Source organism: Exiguobacterium sp. SH5S4 (genome assembly GCF_004337045.1).
Classification (GTDB): domain Bacteria; phylum Bacillota; class Bacilli; order Exiguobacteriales; family Exiguobacteriaceae; genus Exiguobacterium; species Exiguobacterium aurantiacum_A.
The window spans coordinates 1-14,895 of record NZ_SJUQ01000003.1 but is presented as its reverse complement, the minus strand read 5'-3'; the positions used below and the strand labels follow the sequence as shown (position 1 = coordinate 14,895).

Here is a 14,895-nt window from a genome sequence, read left to right as displayed (position 1 = left end):
GCGTTTCCTCCTCACAGCACTTCGGTTTCAGCTCGGGCGACGGTGCCTGAGTACGTGTCGGGCTGGCCCGGGTCGAACGGTTCGTTCACCCACATGATGGTGACGAGGTCGGTCGTGCCGACGTTCTCGATATTGTGGACGTATCCAGGCGGGATCTCGACGACTTCAAGCGTTTCCCCGCTCACATGGAACGTCATGACTTCCGTGTCGTCGACCAATCGGAGACGGATGACGCCTTCTCCGCTGACGACGAGAAATTGCTCATGCTTCGTGTCGTGCCAATGTTCCCCTTTTTTGATGCCGGGCTTGGCGACGTTGACGGAGACTTGCCCCCGGTCCGGCGTCTTCAAGAACTCGGTGAACGAGCCGCGCGCGTCGCGGTGCATCAGGAGCGGTGTCACCATCCGCTCTCTCGGCAAGTAACTCGTGTACGTGCTATACAGCTGTTTCGTGAACGCGTCCGACAAGTCCGGCACGCTGTGCGCCGCCCGCATCGTCTCGAACGCCTCGAGCGTACGGACGACGTCGAGCAGGGAGATCTCATGCGACGGGACGGTCGGATAGAGCGCGACGTCCGTCGTCAACGTGTCAAGAAACGAGGCGACGACATCATCGACGTGGGCGAGCGTGAGCAACCGCTCAGGGTCGTTCACCGTGACCGTCTCGCCGCGCGAGATCTGATGACAGAACGTCGTGACGGCGCTGTTATAAAACGGGCGCCCCCACTTCCCGAACACGTTCGGCAAGCGGAACAAGTGGACCCGTGTCCCAGAGCGTTCGCTGTAGACGACGAGCACGTTTTCCGCGTCAAGCTTGCTGCGGCCGTAGTCGTTGTCTTGCGTCGCCTGGATCGACGAGGCGAACACAATCGGGACCGGGTTGTATGACAACAGCTCCGTCGCGATGACCTCGGTCAAATCGACGTTACCGGTGATGAATTCGTGCGGGTCTTCCGGCCTGTTGACGCCGGCGAGATGGAAGACGAAGTCGGCCGCTCGGAGCATCCGGCTCCGTTCAGCGAAGTGTGTCTCCTGCGTGACCTTAAGGACGTTGTGCCCTTCCTGTTCAAGTGCGTGCGTGAGGTGTTTTCCTAAAAAGCCGCTTGCTCCGGTGACGACGATATCCATGACAATCCCTCCTTCTGTTGAGTAGCCGGCGTGACGTGAAGCGTCACCCATTTGTCCGGATGATCGAGCAGCCTGAGCATCGTCGGCACGTCTTCAAACCGAAGGATGAGACTGCCGAGTGCTTTGTTCGCCCCTTCGAAGCGCGGGATATCCGAACCGATCGCGTAGGCCAAATTCGATTTGACGATCGTGTACCCTTTGGATGCGAACGTGAGTCCGATAAAACGGCCTGGTACTTGGCTGCCGAGCATGAAGTAACTCGACGGCGTCGTGACACGTTTCATTTCCAGTTCGACCGGTCGTCCGAGCGCGAGGTCGATCGTCGCGCTCACCATGTCGACGCCGGTCGCCTGTTCGATGATCTGCGGGATATAGTTGCCGCCGTTACGGGGGCCGATGTCCATCAAGTAGACGGCACCTTTACTGACGAAAATGTCGAAGTTGAGCGGACCGTTCTTCAGCCCGACTTTCGTGATCATGCATTGAAGCGTGGCGTGGACTTTCGCTTGGACGCGGTCCGGTTGGACGCTCGGGAAGCTCGCAGCGATGGGCGCGAACGGGTTGACGCCTTTCACGTTGAAATGGCTGTTACCGAAACAACGAAAGACGAGTTTCCCGTCGACGACGAACCCGTCTCCGGCGACTTGATAGCCGTCACGTTTGACGAACTGTTCGACGACGATTTCCCCGCCCGGTGACACCTCGAAGGCGGCGGCTAGCTTTTCGCGAATCCTCCTGGGCGTATCCGACGAGGTGATGCGGCTAATCCCTTTGCTTCCCGACGAGTCGGCTGGTTTGACGACGTACGTCCCACGCAGCGTCGACAGTGCCAAAACGGCCGTTTCGAATTCGGTGAAGGCGTATGCCTCAGGTGTCGGGAAGCCGTTCGCTTTCAAGAAGGCGCGGAACTTGACTTTATTCGTCAACGTCTCGACCGTCTGGAACGGGTTCGTGACGAGCCCGAGCGCTTCGCCGACGTAAGCCGCCGTGCGAGCGGCCGGGTCTGACGCGTAAGCGATGATCCCGTCAATCTGTTCCTCGCGTGCCACTTCGAGCACGCGTTCGCGGTCGAGTGTACTGACGCAGTAATAACGGTCAGCGACGTTTCGCCCCGGATTGTCCGGCAAGAAATCGCACAGGATCGTGAAGATCCCTTTCTCTTTCGCCTTTAAAATGACGGGCGTTTGATGCATCGCTCCTCCTAACAGCATGAGCTTCACCATGTCGTTGGTCTCCTTTGGCGTCAAATGATGTTTGCTTGCGTGAACAGTTGGCGATACGTCGCCGCGGTCGCACGGTTGCGACGATTCTCGACGCTTTGTTTTGACAGGGCGCCATGCGTCGCGAGCCGTTCCGGTGCTTCCAGGTAGTTCCGGAGTGACGCCTCGAGCGACGTAGCGGTCGGCTCACATTTGAAACAGTTCTCCCCTTCCGTCAAATGCCCCGAGACGTTGTCGACTTGACGGCTGACGATGACGCCCATCCCGGACGCGCACGCCTCGATGATCGTCAAGTTGCCGTTCGAATAGGTCGCCGGCAAGACTAAGATGTCCGAGTCACGATAGACGAGATGCATATTGTCCCAGGCGTCGATTTCATCCAAGAACGTCACACCTTCGAGGTCATGCTCCTTGATGTAGTCACGACACGCCTCGTACAAGTGTCCGTCCCGGTTCAGCGCGAGCGACAGGTTCGGATAGTCTCGTTTCAAGGCCCGGTACGCTTTTAGGGCGACAAGCGGTTGGTAGCGGTCGATGAGCCGGTTCGCGAACAAGATCCGGACCGGGTCACCTCGGCGCTTCACGCGGAGCGGATGGTCGAAATAGGCGTCGATATCGATCGGGTACGGGGCGTTGACGACTTGTTCTTCCATGAATCCGAACTCGCGGACGAATTGGTCGCGGGCGACTTGTCCCATTCCGAAGATCAGGTCGGCGTCACGGAACATCGTGTGGATGATCCGCGTCTTCCACTTCGCGTTCGCTTGTTCGAGCAGCTTGTCCGAGGCGTTATCCTCACCCGACACGTCGCGGATCGGCTCGCTCAAGACGACGACTTTGCTGCCTTTCCGTTTCGCGAGCTTCAAGATGAGCGAGTGCAGCGGTGTGAAGCCGGCGACGAGAATGATGTCCGGTTTGAAGCGGGCAAGTTCTTGGAACACTTGGAGTGACACATAGTTCAATGGTCCGGCGAAGTAGTTGCTTTTGAGCACTTTACAGCGGTCGCCGAGCGGGACTTTCCACCAGTCGGGACGTCGGGCGGTCAATTGGTCATAAAACCAAAACTCGGTATCGAAATGTTCTTGGAGCGCGTAGCAGAACTTGACTTGATACGGGGCGGCGATGTTCGTGATGAAGACGAGTCGTTGTTTCATCATATTCACCTCACCCGATCCGCTTCGTCGAGCTCGGCACGTGCCAAGCTGCGAGTTCTGCTTGAATGTAGGGCAGCGTCAACAGCAGCCGTTTCACGTCTTCGACGCCGAGCTGTTCGGTGTTGTTCGAGTTGTACTCGCCTTGGACCGTCAGCTCCCTGCTGCCTTCACTGAAATATTTATCGTAGTTGAGGTCACGGTTGTCAGCCGGGACGCGGAAGAAACCACCCATATCTTCGGCGAGGACGTGTTCTTCACGTGTCATGAGCGTCTCGAACGTCTTCTCGCCATGCCGGGTACCGATGACTTTGACCGGGTTGTCGACTTGGAACAATTGTTTGAGCGCCTCGGCGAGATCACCAATCGTCGAAGCCGGTGACTTTTGGACCATGATGTCGCCCGCGTGCGCATAATTGAAGGCGAAGACGACGAGCTCGACCGCGTCACTGAGACTCATCAAGAACCGGGTCATGAGCGGGTCGGTCACGGTGAGCGGTTCCCCGTTTTTGATCTGTTCGACGAAGAGCGGGATGACCGATCCGCGTGACGCCATGACGTTACCGTAACGGGTGCCGCAGATGAGCGTCTTGTCCGGACCGACGGCGCGTGCCTTGGCGACGAACACTTTTTCCATCATCGCTTTCGAGATGCCCATCGCGTTGATCGGATAGGCCGCCTTGTCGGTCGACAGGCAGATCACTTTCGCGACACCGGCATCGACGGCAGCGTTCAAGACGTTCTCGGTGCCGAGGATGTTCGTCTTGACGGCTTCGATTGGGAAAAATTCGCACGATGGGACTTGTTTGAGCGCCGCGGCGTGGAACACGTAATCGACGCCGTACATCGCGTTCTTGACGCTATTCGAATCGCGCACGTCACCGATGTAAAATTTCAGTTTGTCATCGTTGTAGCGTTTGCGGATGTCTTCTTGTTTTTTCTCGTCACGTGAGAAGATGCGGATCTCTTTAATGTCCGTATGGAGGAACCGTTCCATGACGGCGTTGCCGAACGAGCCGGTCCCGCCGGTGATGAGCAAAGTCTTATTCGAAAACATGATCGAGTCTCCTTTCTGAGGTGCATTGTCTGAGAGGTCAGGAGGTTGTGTATGAAGTCTTTTACCCGCCAAATTTGAAATGAATTGGTAATAGAAGGGAAACTCCTATCATTTTTTCGCAACATGTGTCATCTCTTTTTCTTTCAACGGGACGGTCGGCGGTTCGACCTGCCCTTCGATGATGCCTTTGCGCAGGAGGACGTTTCGGACCGTCAACAAGATACAGACGAGGTCGAGACGGTGACCCATGTGCCGGACGTAATCCCCGTCAAACTTCGCCTTCACCTCGATCGGGAGCTCATCGCGTCCTTTCACTTGCGCCCACCCGGTCAGGCCTGGTTTGACCGGGGCGACGCCTTCCGCGCGTCTCGCCTCGATCAAGTCGGTCTGATTCCACAGCGCCGGCCGCGGACCGACGAGCGCCATGTCGCCTTTTAAAATGTTGACGAGTTGCGGGAGTTCGTCGAGGCTCGTCTTCCTGAGGACGCTACCGATCGGCGTGATGTGTTTCGTCGGGTCGGCGAACATGTGGGTCGGCACGTCTTTCGGCGTGTCGTCCCGCATCGTCCGGAACTTATAGATCCAAAACAACGTCTCGTCCTGACCGACGCGCTGCTGTTTGAACAGGACCGGTCCTTTCGAGTCGAGTTTGATCAAAATCGCGATCAACACGAGCAACGGTGCGAGCAAAAATAGTGCGAGCGAACTCAAGACGATGTCGAGTTTCCGCTTTTGATTCAAATAGCGCATCCCTCACACCTCCCTCTTGAGCGGACTCCCCGGCGTCTGTTTCCACACTTCACGCATCACATAATCCGTGTACGACAACAAGATGCGGAGCACTTTATCGGACACGTTCGGCATCGCGTAGTCGGAAACGAGTCGCATCGGTGTATCCGTCTCCTCTAACACGCGGAGCGCCTGGAGGACGCGGTCGCGTTTCAAGCCGACCATCATCGCCGCCCCTTCTTCCATCGCCTCGGGCCGCTCGTGCGCTTGGCGGATGTTTAAGCCTTTCAGCCCGAGGATCGAACTCTCCTCGCTGATCGTCCCGCTGTCACTGAGCACCGCTTTCGCATGAAGTTGCAAGTGGACATAGTCGCTGAACCCGAGCGGCTTGAGCGTGCGGATATTCGGGTGCAGCGTCACCCCGGTCTCACGAATCCGGTTGGCAGTGCGCGGGTGCGTGCTGATGATGAGCGGGAGGTCGTACGTCTCGGCGATCGCATTCAACGTGTCGACGAGATCGAAGAAGTTCTCATCCGCACTAATATTCTCGTCTCGATGCGCGGAGACGACGAAGTAGCCGCCTGCCGTCAGACCGAGCCGGTCGAGCACGTCCGAGCGGTCGATTTTGTCTCGCTGGCGCGTGAGCACCTCGAACATCGGACTGCCCGTCTTGATGACGCGGTCGGACGGGAGCCCTTCTTTTAGAAGATACTCGCGGGCGATGTCGCTGTACGTCAAATTGACATCGGCGATATGGTCGACGATGCGGCGGTTCGTCTCTTCCGGCACCCGTTCGTCAAAACAGCGGTTCCCTGCCTCCATGTGGAAGATCGGGATTTTATGGCGTTTGACGGCGATGGCGGCGAGGCAGCTGTTCGTATCGCCGAGAATGAGCACGGCGTCCGGTCGTTCAGCCTTGAGCACCGGCTCGACCGCGATCAAGATGTTGCCGATCGTCGCCATCGGCCCGTCCGCGGAGGCGTCGAGGATGTAGTCGGGCGTGCGCAGACCGAAGTCTTCGAAAAAGATCTCGTTCAACTCGTAGTCGTAGTTTTGTCCGGTGTGGACGAGGATGTGTTCGATCGCCTCCGACGCCTCGAGCTTGGCGATGACGGCCGAGAGACGGATGATTTCCGGGCGCGTGCCGACGATGGTCATCACTTTGAGTCGATTCATAACGTTCCCTCCTAAGAAGTATGGTGGATGGATAGGATGCGGATCTTCACTTGGGCGAACACTTGATGGACGAGTGCTTTCTCGCTGTCATCAAACGCGAGGAACCACATGATGATGCCATAGAGGACGACGAGCACGCCCCCTTTCAAGGCGAAGGTGAACAGGTTCGACGCCGGGAACAGCTGTTGGATGCCCCAGCCGATGACCGTATAGAGCGCGAGCGCCGGAAGAATCCTCACGTGGCATGACCGGAAAAATAGCCCGATGTCGAGTTTGAGGATGCGGCTGTAGACGAAGTTCATATAGAAGACGAGCCCGACGATATTGCCGATACAGATGGCGACAGCCGCCCCGATCGGCCCGTAAATCGGGATGAGGAGCGGAGATAACGTGATGCTGATACAGGCGACGATGAGTGCGCCATACGCCCGATACTTCACTTTGTTCTCGGCGATGAGCGTCGTGTTGCCGATGTCTTGTGTCAATGTGATAAGGCTCGGGGCGATGAGGAGGAGCGCGACGTAATACGAATCGTGAAACGCCTCGCCGACCCAGAGCCGCATGAACTCTTGTCCGAGGACGAAGAATGACAGGACGATCAATCCGACGATATAGAGCTGGATGCGGCCGATCCGGACGAACAAGACGGCGATTCCTCCCCTGTCGTCACGCGTGAGCATCCGGCTCACTTTCGGCAAGAACAAGAAACCGAGCGCCGACGCGATCGTCCAGACGTACCCTTCGATGACCATCCCGACCGAGAACAAGGCGATCGAGGCACTGCCGGCGAGCATCCCGAGCAGGCTCGGCGTGATGTTGAGGATGAAGCGCTGGGCGACGAGCGTGACCGTGCTCCATGTCATGAAGCCGAAGATGTCTTTATAAATTCCTTTGTCGCGTTCACGGAAGTTCGCGCGGACCGTCGTCTTCCGGTGGATAAAGATGTATTCGATGATGAGCACGAGCGTGCCGACGAACGCGGTGACGAGGACGAGCGCATACAGCCCGTAGCCGAGGATGAGCGCCGTCACCATGAGGACGACGGTCGCAATCTTTTCTGTTAACTGGAGCGCGCTCGAGAACAAGAAGTACTCATGTGAGACAAGGATGCCCGTGAACGGTTTCGCCGGGAATGACATGACGATGAACAGACCGGCGACGACGTACAGGACTTTCAACTTGTCGAGCTCGGCCGCGGTCAGCCCCGCGTATACCGAGTCGAGAAAGAAATAGACGACCGCGAGGATGACGAACAAGACGAAGCCGATGACGGTGAACAGTTTATAGGCGACGCCGAGGAAGCGTGCCGCCTTATCCTCGTCCCCTTCGGCCATGTATTTGCTCATGAACCGGGATACGGCCGCGTCGAGCCCGAAGTCCATCGCGAACATGCTGATCAGCGAGATGGTGAGCATGTAGAGCCCGTAGTTCGCTTGACCGATCTCCTGGATCATCCACGGCGTATAGATCAATCCGGACAAGATGCCGAAAAAGATTTGTGTATACGACATCGCTGCCCCGTATTTGATTTTGCGCGTGCTCGCGGCCTCATCGGGCTCGACGCGTGTCGACATGTGTTTCCACCTCTCTTCCTTACTGCCAGAAGAACGTATACACCGGTGCGTCCTGCAGGAACAACAAGACTAACAGCGTCACCGCCGCGTAATAGACGAGCAATCGTTCGCGCCGCTCGAACGTCTTGAGGATCTCCGGGATCATCAGAATCAAGAACAGCGTGAAGTACTGGACGAGCCGCATCATCGACGGGTTGATGAACGTGAGCGGCAAGAAGCATGCCGCGAGGAACAACGCGTTAAAGTAATGCGTCGCCGACGGGTTGTTCGCCAAGATCTCATCGCGCCGCCATAAGGCGACGAGCAGGACGAACAGGAGCATGGCGCTGAAGTTGATCGCACCCGCCCCATTCATGTAGTCATACGTGTCGTAGCCAGATAACGTCACCAACATCTCAAAGAACGGGCCCCGAAACACGAACAAGGCGGCGATGAAGCCGAGCATGCCGAGAATGTACGCTTTCGTCAGTTGCCGGTTGGCCAAGAAATAAAACGGCAAGAACACGAGCGCCGACTTATGGATCGTCATGGCGACGAGCACGAGGACGAGAAACAGTAGGAGCTTGCGGGCCCGGACGAAGTGATAACCGATGAGGACGACGAGCGCCGTCGCCACCGTCTGGCGTAACCCCGTCACGGCGAAAAATTCATAAAACAGGACCGAGAAGAGTAAAAAGCTGATGAGCGGCTCGCTCGAATATTTATAGATGAAGTAACCGAGCGGCACCATGAAGATGACGGCGATCAAGACGAGATACAGTTGATAGTCCGAGATGACGAACTGGGTGAGCCGTTGGAACAAATAATAGCCCGGGTCCTCGCTCTCGGTGAAGACGAGGGTAAAGAAGTCCTGCGTCAGCGCGTCGAGCGGCAGCGGCTTCGTCGCGAGAAAAAGCGCTCCGTATTGCGCCGTGTCGTCCCCGACCGAGATGTGACGAAATCCCGACAAGACGATCCACTGGACGGTCGCGAACGTCACGAACCAACCGCGCCTGTAAGTCGTGTCAGAACGCATGAGCAGCATCGCCCAGAGGACGAGCAGTGCGATGTTGACGAGATAGATGGTCATGAGGTCGCCTCTTTTCTAACGATAGATGAGGTTCGTGACGCCCCGATAGAGCGACAGCAAGTTCGAGATCAAAAGTCCGTTGAACCGCAGACGCCCATGTTCGAACGGACTGAAATAGTCACGCACGTCCCGGGTCGCGAGATACGCTTCACGCACCGCCGCCGCGTCTTCTTTGAACGTATGGCGCAAGATGATCGGGATGAGCGTACCCGCGTCCGGACGGCGCTCGACATCGATCAGTAACTGGCTGAGATAGCGGTCCGATTCGATTTCGGCACGGTGGGCAATCTTTTTCGTCTGTTGGGCCCCGTGAATCCGGGACAGAACGAGCGGCTCATCCGTCAAATAGTAGTCAAACCCGTCAAGCGCGAACCCGATCCAACATATCCAATCTTGGATGAACCGGTCCTCCTCCGAGAAGCGCCGCGCTGCGAACGCCGCGCGTGGGATGAGGAGCGCACAACCGTTCAGGCTCGACGTCAGCATCAAGTGACGGAACATATCACCCGCTTGATACAACCCGGTGAACTTGCGCTGGTAACGCCGGATCGGGGCCCCGTGTTCGTCGATGAAGCGGGTGCCGGTGACGAGGATCGTCCGCGACGGGTCGAGTCTTTCCCGCTCGAGCGTCTCGAGCTGCGCCTCGATCTTCCGCGGGGCGTACAAGTCGTCGTGGCTGAGCCAAGAGAAGAAGTCACCGCGCATCTCGTCGATCCCACGGTTGAGCGCGCTCGAGACGCCGCCGTTCACTTGCTCGATGTAACGGATCCGGTCGCCGTAGGTTTTGGCGACGGCGGCCGTCTTCCCTCCGTCGGTCGAGCCGTCGTTGACGACGATGACTTCGATATGCGTATACGTCTGGGCCAGGGCGCTGTCGATACATTCGGCCAAATAGTTGCTCCCGTTGTACACCGGGATGATGATCGAGACGAGTGGTTTCATAGAATATTCCTCACTTTCTCGTGTCGGAGCGCCGCATAGACGTCCAAGTAGTCGATGGCGCGGTCACGGAGCGCAAAGTTCGTCCGGGCATGGGTGACGCACGCGTCTTTGTACGACCGTTTGCCACGGGCAAAGATGCGCTCGATCCCGTAATTCAAATCGGTGAGTCCCCGTGTCGCGACGACGACACCCGTATCGTCGGTGACGAGTTCCGGGCTCGCGGTCGCGTCCAAGACGAGCACCGGCGTCCCGCACGCCATCGCCTCGACCGTGACGTTGCCGAACGACTCCTGTTCCGATAAGTTGAGGAACACGTCGGCGAGCGCGTAGTAGCGGGCGAGCTCACGGGCGTCGTTCGTCTCGTTGACGTGGATGACGTTGTCCGGGAGCTCTGTGTCGTCAAGCCGGCCGATCAAGAGAAAGGCGTCGTTCGGACGTGCCGCCGCGAGGTCGAGGAAGGCACCGAGCCCTTTCGCCTCACTCCACGTGCTCGCGACACCGAGCAGCACCATCTTGTCGGCCAACTGAAGCCGCACCCGGAGCTCGGTCGCGTCGACCGGACGAAACACGTCGAGGTCGACCCAGTTATGAATCCGGCGCAATACGGCAGCGTGTCGGAGGAACGAAAAGCGCGCCTCGGTCGTGATCCAGTCGGATACCCCGACGACGGCGAGGCGCGGGATCGCCGTCAACCAGCGACGTTTGTCGTCGAGCATCTCACTCGTCCGGTCGAACAGCCAGCTCGGGATATCGTCCCGAAGTTGCGGGCAATCGCCGCAACCGTGTTGCCACTTGTTGCACCCGGCCGTCGTGTAATGCGTGCATTTGCCGGTGAAGAACCAGCAGTCATGGAGCGTCAACACGGTCGGGATGTCGCGTGCGGCCAAGTATTCGAACAACGTCCTGAGATGAACGTAGTTGGCATGCAAGTTATGGAGATGGACGACGTCCGGAGCGTAGCGCTCGATGTCACGGACCAAATTCTCCGTCGCAAATCGTGAGGCGTAGCCTTGCCGTCCGGTGAGCCGGGCGTGCAGCGCGTGCAGCTTCACGTCTACGGGATCGCCGATGACGTAACTCGCCTCGGTGACCGGTCCCGTCGAATGGGCGACACGTGTCTCGTGTCCGCAGTCGTGATGGACAGATGCGAGTTCTTTACAGATTCGTCCGGTGCTCTTCACGTCGTTGATCGCGTTAATATGGAGAATCTTCATCGTCGCCACCTCACTCGTACGCGTAATACTTATGCCGTCTGCTCTTCCGCTTGTTCAAGACGAGGCCGAGCATATGCGTCCCGGTCCGATCGAGCTGTTCTTTCGCTTTCACGACGAGTTGGCGCTCCGAATTCTCGCAGCCGATGACAAGGATCGTGCCGTCGGCAATTTTTGCGAGCAGACGGGCGTCCGCCACTTGCATCATCGGCGGTGCGTCGAGGATGACGATATCGTATTGCCGACGCACCTCGTCGAGCAGTTCGACCATCTGGTCAGAAGCGACGAGCTCGGTCGGATTCGGCGGGATCGGTCCGGCGGTGAGGAGCGACAACCGCTCGACGCCCGTCTGTTGGATGGCCCGCTCGAGCGAGATCCGACCGACGAGAATCGTCGATAGCCCGGCTTGGGACGAGAGGTTGAACGTGAACTGCGCCGTCGGTTTACGAAGGTCACAGTCGATGAGGAGGACGCGCTTTCCGAGCTGCGCATAGACGACGGCGAGGTTCGCGGCGGTCGTCGACTTCCCTTCCCCGGTCGAGGCCGATGTGACGTTGATCATCTGTAGCTTCTGACCGATCGACGTGAACTCGAGGTTCGTCCGGATCGTCCGATACTGCTCCGAGATCGGCGACTTCGGATTGGCGAGCGTGATCAAATCACGCTGCCCGTAATCAGGAAGATTGTCGTTCTTTTTTCTCAGAAACATGAGGGGCCTCTCCTTTCCCTTTAGGGGTGTTCGTTTTTATTTTTTTCGGTTTCATGTCACGCCGTTCGATGACCGGCACCGATCCGATGACGGGAAGGTCTAACAGCCGTTCCGCCTCTTGTTCGTTTTGGATCCGTTTGTCGAACACGTAGCGTAAGAGACCGATCAGCCCGCCGAAGAACAAGCCGACGAACATACCGATTATTGTATTGACGAGGATGTTCGGTGAGATCGGGGTGAGCGGCACTTCAGCCGGCGACAAGATGCGGACGTTGTCGATGTTCATCAAGTCCGGGATCTCGTCCGCGAACACTTCGCTGATGACGTTCGCCGTCTCCGCCGCCACCGCCGCGTCCGTATGGGTGATGACGACGCTGATGACTTGTGACTCTTCCTCACTCTCGACCGTGAGCACGTCACTGATCGGGTCTGGCGCGTTCGGGACGCGCTCTGTCACTTCGTTCAAGATGGCCGGGCTCTTCATAATGACCCGGTACGTATTGACGAGCGAGAGCGACGAGAGCACTTCCGAGCTGTCGACGCGGTCGCCTTCTTGTTCGGTCACTAAGAGCACTTGCGTCGAGGCCTCGTACGTCGGTTGGATGAACGCCGTGCTCACATAATAAGCAGCGAGCCCGCCGAGCAGGATGAACGGTACGAGTAACCACTTGCTTTTCTTAAGTACCTCGACGAGATCACCGACGATCGTCGTTTGCTGATTCATAAATGTTTCCCTCCCTACAGACAGAATGGACGACAGAAATAAGGCATGAGCCTACCGTAATACGTTCTTTCCCTGTTCATCTTGACAATCGGAGGGAATCATTTATCATTTTTTCGCAACATCATGTCATGTTGCCGTTCCGTTTCGTTCTTTGTCTTTTTAGGAACTTGGACCTAAAAAAAAGACCGCCTCGCGAGGAGACGGTCGGTCAGTTCAGTTCGCGATGCAGTTCGCGGTCGGTGATATAGTCGGGTTCGAGCTTTAGGATGACGCGGTCGAAGGTGCGTTGCAGGGCGAACATGCCAAGTAACAGGACGCCGAGCGCTAGAAAGAACGACGTCCCCGGCGAGCCGGTTTCAAACCACCCAAGCAACGCGTACAAGACAAGGAGGCCAAACAGCGTCAGCCAAAACGGGAAGCGGATGAGCCGTTGATACGTCGCGTCATCGTTGAACGTACTCCGGATTGTCCCGAGTTTCCATTCACGCACGAGCAGCGGGACGACGCCGAGAAAACCGAGTCCGATGAGGAGCGGTTGTGAGAGGTCGACCGTTCGCAGGAACGTGCTCGTCAGGAAGATGGAACCGGCTCCGATCATAATCGCTTTTGCTTTGCCTTGCCGTGCGTAGTCGACGAGGCGGCGGATATGTTGTTCGCGTTTCATGGGAGTCCCTCCTTTGGGTTACATATCCATGTACGTAAAAAGCTCGGCACAAGTTTCGAAATAAGAAACTCGCCCGATCTTTTCTTAAAATTCTTCCAGTTCAAAAAAGTAAGGTTTTTGAACCGAGAATTGATGGGAAGATTTTAAAATCAATGCGTCTTGATTTACATTGAGTTTAATTTGTTTGCCATCCTCCGTTTCGATGACTAATACTCCATCCGCGTAAGACGCATTCTTCACTTCAGAGTTAAGCTGAAACTTAACTACTGACGTCTGTTCCGCATTCACTGAAAAAGAAAGCATAAGCTCATTCACCTCTTTTCTAAGCTTAAAATTGTGTTGTATATCGCAAACTTTAGGTGAGTTCGCATTACACATTTTTAGTCTATCATAGGGAAAAACCGCTTCGATTCGGCTTCTTTGACGGAGTGTGAATTAGGCTATGTCGATAATGCGTTTTTACTTTAGGAGAAGAGTATACTAAATCACCACATGTTGAAATTAAATAGTGGAGTGGAATTGAGGTGACAAATAAGTTACTATTTCCGTCGATTTTAAGTCTCAAATCTTACTTCATTCAAGTGTAATTTTTCTAATGACCCCATTCTTATGTACTGACTACTTGACGATGACGGTCTGCGTCTGTTTCACATACCCTGTTTTTTGTTGTGTCACGAGAAGTGATTTCCCTTTCGCTTGTGCTGGGATGGCGACGCGATACGCTCCTTTGGCGTCCACTTTGACGGTCTTCCCAATCATCTTCGTCCCGATGAACACGCGGACGAACGCACCTGGCTCACCTTTACCGCTGACGACACGCGGTGTGGCCGTCGCCGTGAGCTTCGCTTGGACACCGAGCACGGTCCGTTTGATCGAACTTGACGTGTTTCCGGCCGCGTCCATTGCTTGGACTGACACGGTATCACCACGTGTCAGCTGCGACAAGTTAAGTGAGTAGACACCTGCTGACTAAGCGGTCGTAGTCAATTGTTTCTTATTGTGATGAACGACGATTGTCGAGCCGGCTTCCGCACGTCCGAACACACGGGACGAGCGGTTCGTCAACGTCGAGATGGTAGCGAGCGGTGGAGCCTTCGTATCAATCGGTTGAATTATTTGTGTCGTCGCGGAAGGCAATATCTTGACACCTGAGATGGCAAAACGGTGTATGGACCTCGACACGCACGCCGTCGTCGTCGGTGGAGCCATCACGCGTCCACAACAGATCACGGCGCGGTTTAAAGAAGCGATGTCTTCTTCATTGCATACAAAATAAAAAAAGTGTCTCTTGTTTTGAGTTGAACTGAACCCCGAATGAAGGACACTTGAAATAAGTGACCCATTCGGGGTTTTTCGTATGCGCACGAATCGCTATAATGAACCTATTCATTCAGACGGGAGAAACAACCATGAGTAAAATCATTTTCAATATCCATCAAATTGATCAGCTTGAGTCGAACCCGAACGTCTCGTCGGTTTCAGAACGCTCGATCCAATACACCGGTGAATTCAAAGTAAAGGCCGTGCTTGAAAACATGGACG

Annotated in this window: 16 protein-coding genes and 1 pseudogene; 1 reads left to right on the top strand and 16 read right to left on the bottom strand. The window is 56.3% G+C overall.

The features are described from left to right. Window positions 1–11: 11 nt before the first annotated feature. The 16 genes from EVJ32_RS02515 to EVJ32_RS16150 all read right to left on the bottom strand — a co-directional run bounded on the left by EVJ32_RS02515 (window position 12) and on the right by EVJ32_RS16150 (window position 14,490). Entirely contained in the window at window positions 12–1,127 is a 1,116-nt protein-coding gene (locus EVJ32_RS02515) for a polysaccharide biosynthesis C-terminal domain-containing protein (RefSeq protein WP_131456379.1), read from the bottom strand. After that, window positions 1,091–2,350 (bottom strand): ATP-grasp domain-containing protein, encoded by a 1,260-nt coding sequence (locus EVJ32_RS02510; RefSeq protein ID WP_131456377.1) that lies wholly within the window; start codon window positions 2,348–2,350, stop codon window positions 1,091–1,093. Before EVJ32_RS02510 ends, EVJ32_RS02515 begins: the two co-directional genes overlap by 37 nt. A 20-nt stretch (window positions 2,351–2,370) precedes the next feature. Further along, window positions 2,371–3,504 (bottom strand): glycosyltransferase family 4 protein, encoded by a 1,134-nt coding sequence (locus tag EVJ32_RS02505; protein ID WP_236639465.1) that lies wholly within the window; start codon window positions 3,502–3,504, stop codon window positions 2,371–2,373. A gap of 7 nt (window positions 3,505–3,511) precedes the next feature. Continuing rightward, complete coding sequence (locus tag EVJ32_RS02500; RefSeq protein ID WP_131438962.1) at window positions 3,512–4,555, bottom strand: polysaccharide biosynthesis protein; 1,044 nt, start codon at window positions 4,553–4,555, stop codon at window positions 3,512–3,514. 108 nt (window positions 4,556–4,663) lie between these two features. Beyond that, on the bottom strand, window positions 4,664–5,305 hold the full coding sequence (locus tag EVJ32_RS02495; protein ID WP_131456375.1) for a sugar transferase: 642 nt from the start codon (window positions 5,303–5,305) through the stop codon (window positions 4,664–4,666). A 3-nt stretch (window positions 5,306–5,308) separates the two neighbouring features. Further along, entirely contained in the window at window positions 5,309–6,460 is a 1,152-nt protein-coding gene (wecB, locus tag EVJ32_RS02490) for a non-hydrolyzing UDP-N-acetylglucosamine 2-epimerase (protein ID WP_131456373.1), read from the bottom strand. 11 nt (window positions 6,461–6,471) lie between these two features. Then, on the bottom strand, window positions 6,472–8,034 hold the full coding sequence (locus tag EVJ32_RS02485; RefSeq protein WP_131456370.1) for an oligosaccharide flippase family protein: 1,563 nt from the start codon (window positions 8,032–8,034) through the stop codon (window positions 6,472–6,474). A 19-nt stretch (window positions 8,035–8,053) separates the two neighbouring features. Next, window positions 8,054–9,103: an EpsG family protein gene (locus EVJ32_RS02480; RefSeq protein WP_131456368.1), complete on the bottom strand. Its 1,050-nt coding sequence runs from the start codon at window positions 9,101–9,103 to the stop codon at window positions 8,054–8,056. Window positions 9,104–9,118: 15 nt separating this feature from the next. Next, on the bottom strand, window positions 9,119–10,045 hold the full coding sequence (locus EVJ32_RS02475; RefSeq protein WP_131456366.1) for a glycosyltransferase family 2 protein: 927 nt from the start codon (window positions 10,043–10,045) through the stop codon (window positions 9,119–9,121). After that, a complete protein-coding gene (locus EVJ32_RS02470) occupies window positions 10,042–11,259 on the bottom strand; it encodes a glycosyltransferase (protein WP_201740680.1) in 1,218 nt (405 codons plus the stop codon). Before EVJ32_RS02470 ends, EVJ32_RS02475 begins: the two co-directional genes overlap by 4 nt. 10 nt (window positions 11,260–11,269) lie before the next feature. After that, window positions 11,270–11,965, bottom strand: a complete 696-nt coding sequence (locus EVJ32_RS02465) for a CpsD/CapB family tyrosine-protein kinase (RefSeq protein ID WP_131456362.1) — start codon at window positions 11,963–11,965, stop codon at window positions 11,270–11,272. Further along, window positions 11,931–12,689 carry a YveK family protein gene (locus tag EVJ32_RS02460; RefSeq protein ID WP_131456360.1) on the bottom strand — a complete coding sequence of 253 codons (759 nt, stop codon included), beginning with the start codon at window positions 12,687–12,689 and terminating at the stop codon, window positions 11,931–11,933. Before EVJ32_RS02460 ends, EVJ32_RS02465 begins: the two co-directional genes overlap by 35 nt. A 208-nt stretch (window positions 12,690–12,897) precedes the next feature. Next, entirely contained in the window at window positions 12,898–13,353 is a 456-nt protein-coding gene (locus EVJ32_RS02455; protein ID WP_131456358.1) for a hypothetical protein, read from the bottom strand. 84 nt (window positions 13,354–13,437) lie between these two features. Beyond that, complete coding sequence (locus EVJ32_RS02450) at window positions 13,438–13,656, bottom strand: hypothetical protein (RefSeq protein ID WP_131456356.1); 219 nt, start codon at window positions 13,654–13,656, stop codon at window positions 13,438–13,440. A 315-nt stretch (window positions 13,657–13,971) separates the two neighbouring features. Then, window positions 13,972–14,271 carry an Ig-like domain-containing protein gene (locus tag EVJ32_RS02445; protein ID WP_131456354.1) on the bottom strand — a complete coding sequence of 100 codons (300 nt, stop codon included), beginning with the start codon at window positions 14,269–14,271 and terminating at the stop codon, window positions 13,972–13,974. Window positions 14,272–14,322: 51 nt separating this feature from the next. Further along, on the bottom strand, window positions 14,323–14,490 hold the full coding sequence (locus EVJ32_RS16150) for a hypothetical protein (RefSeq protein WP_161568763.1): 168 nt from the start codon (window positions 14,488–14,490) through the stop codon (window positions 14,323–14,325). Here EVJ32_RS16150 and EVJ32_RS02440 point away from each other — a divergent pair. After that, window positions 14,468–14,629 (top strand): annotated as a pseudogene (locus tag EVJ32_RS02440) (N-acetylmannosamine-6-phosphate 2-epimerase); the annotation flags it as partial. The gene EVJ32_RS16150 and the pseudogene EVJ32_RS02440 overlap by 23 nt on opposite strands. Between the last annotated feature and the right edge of the window lie 266 nt (window positions 14,630–14,895).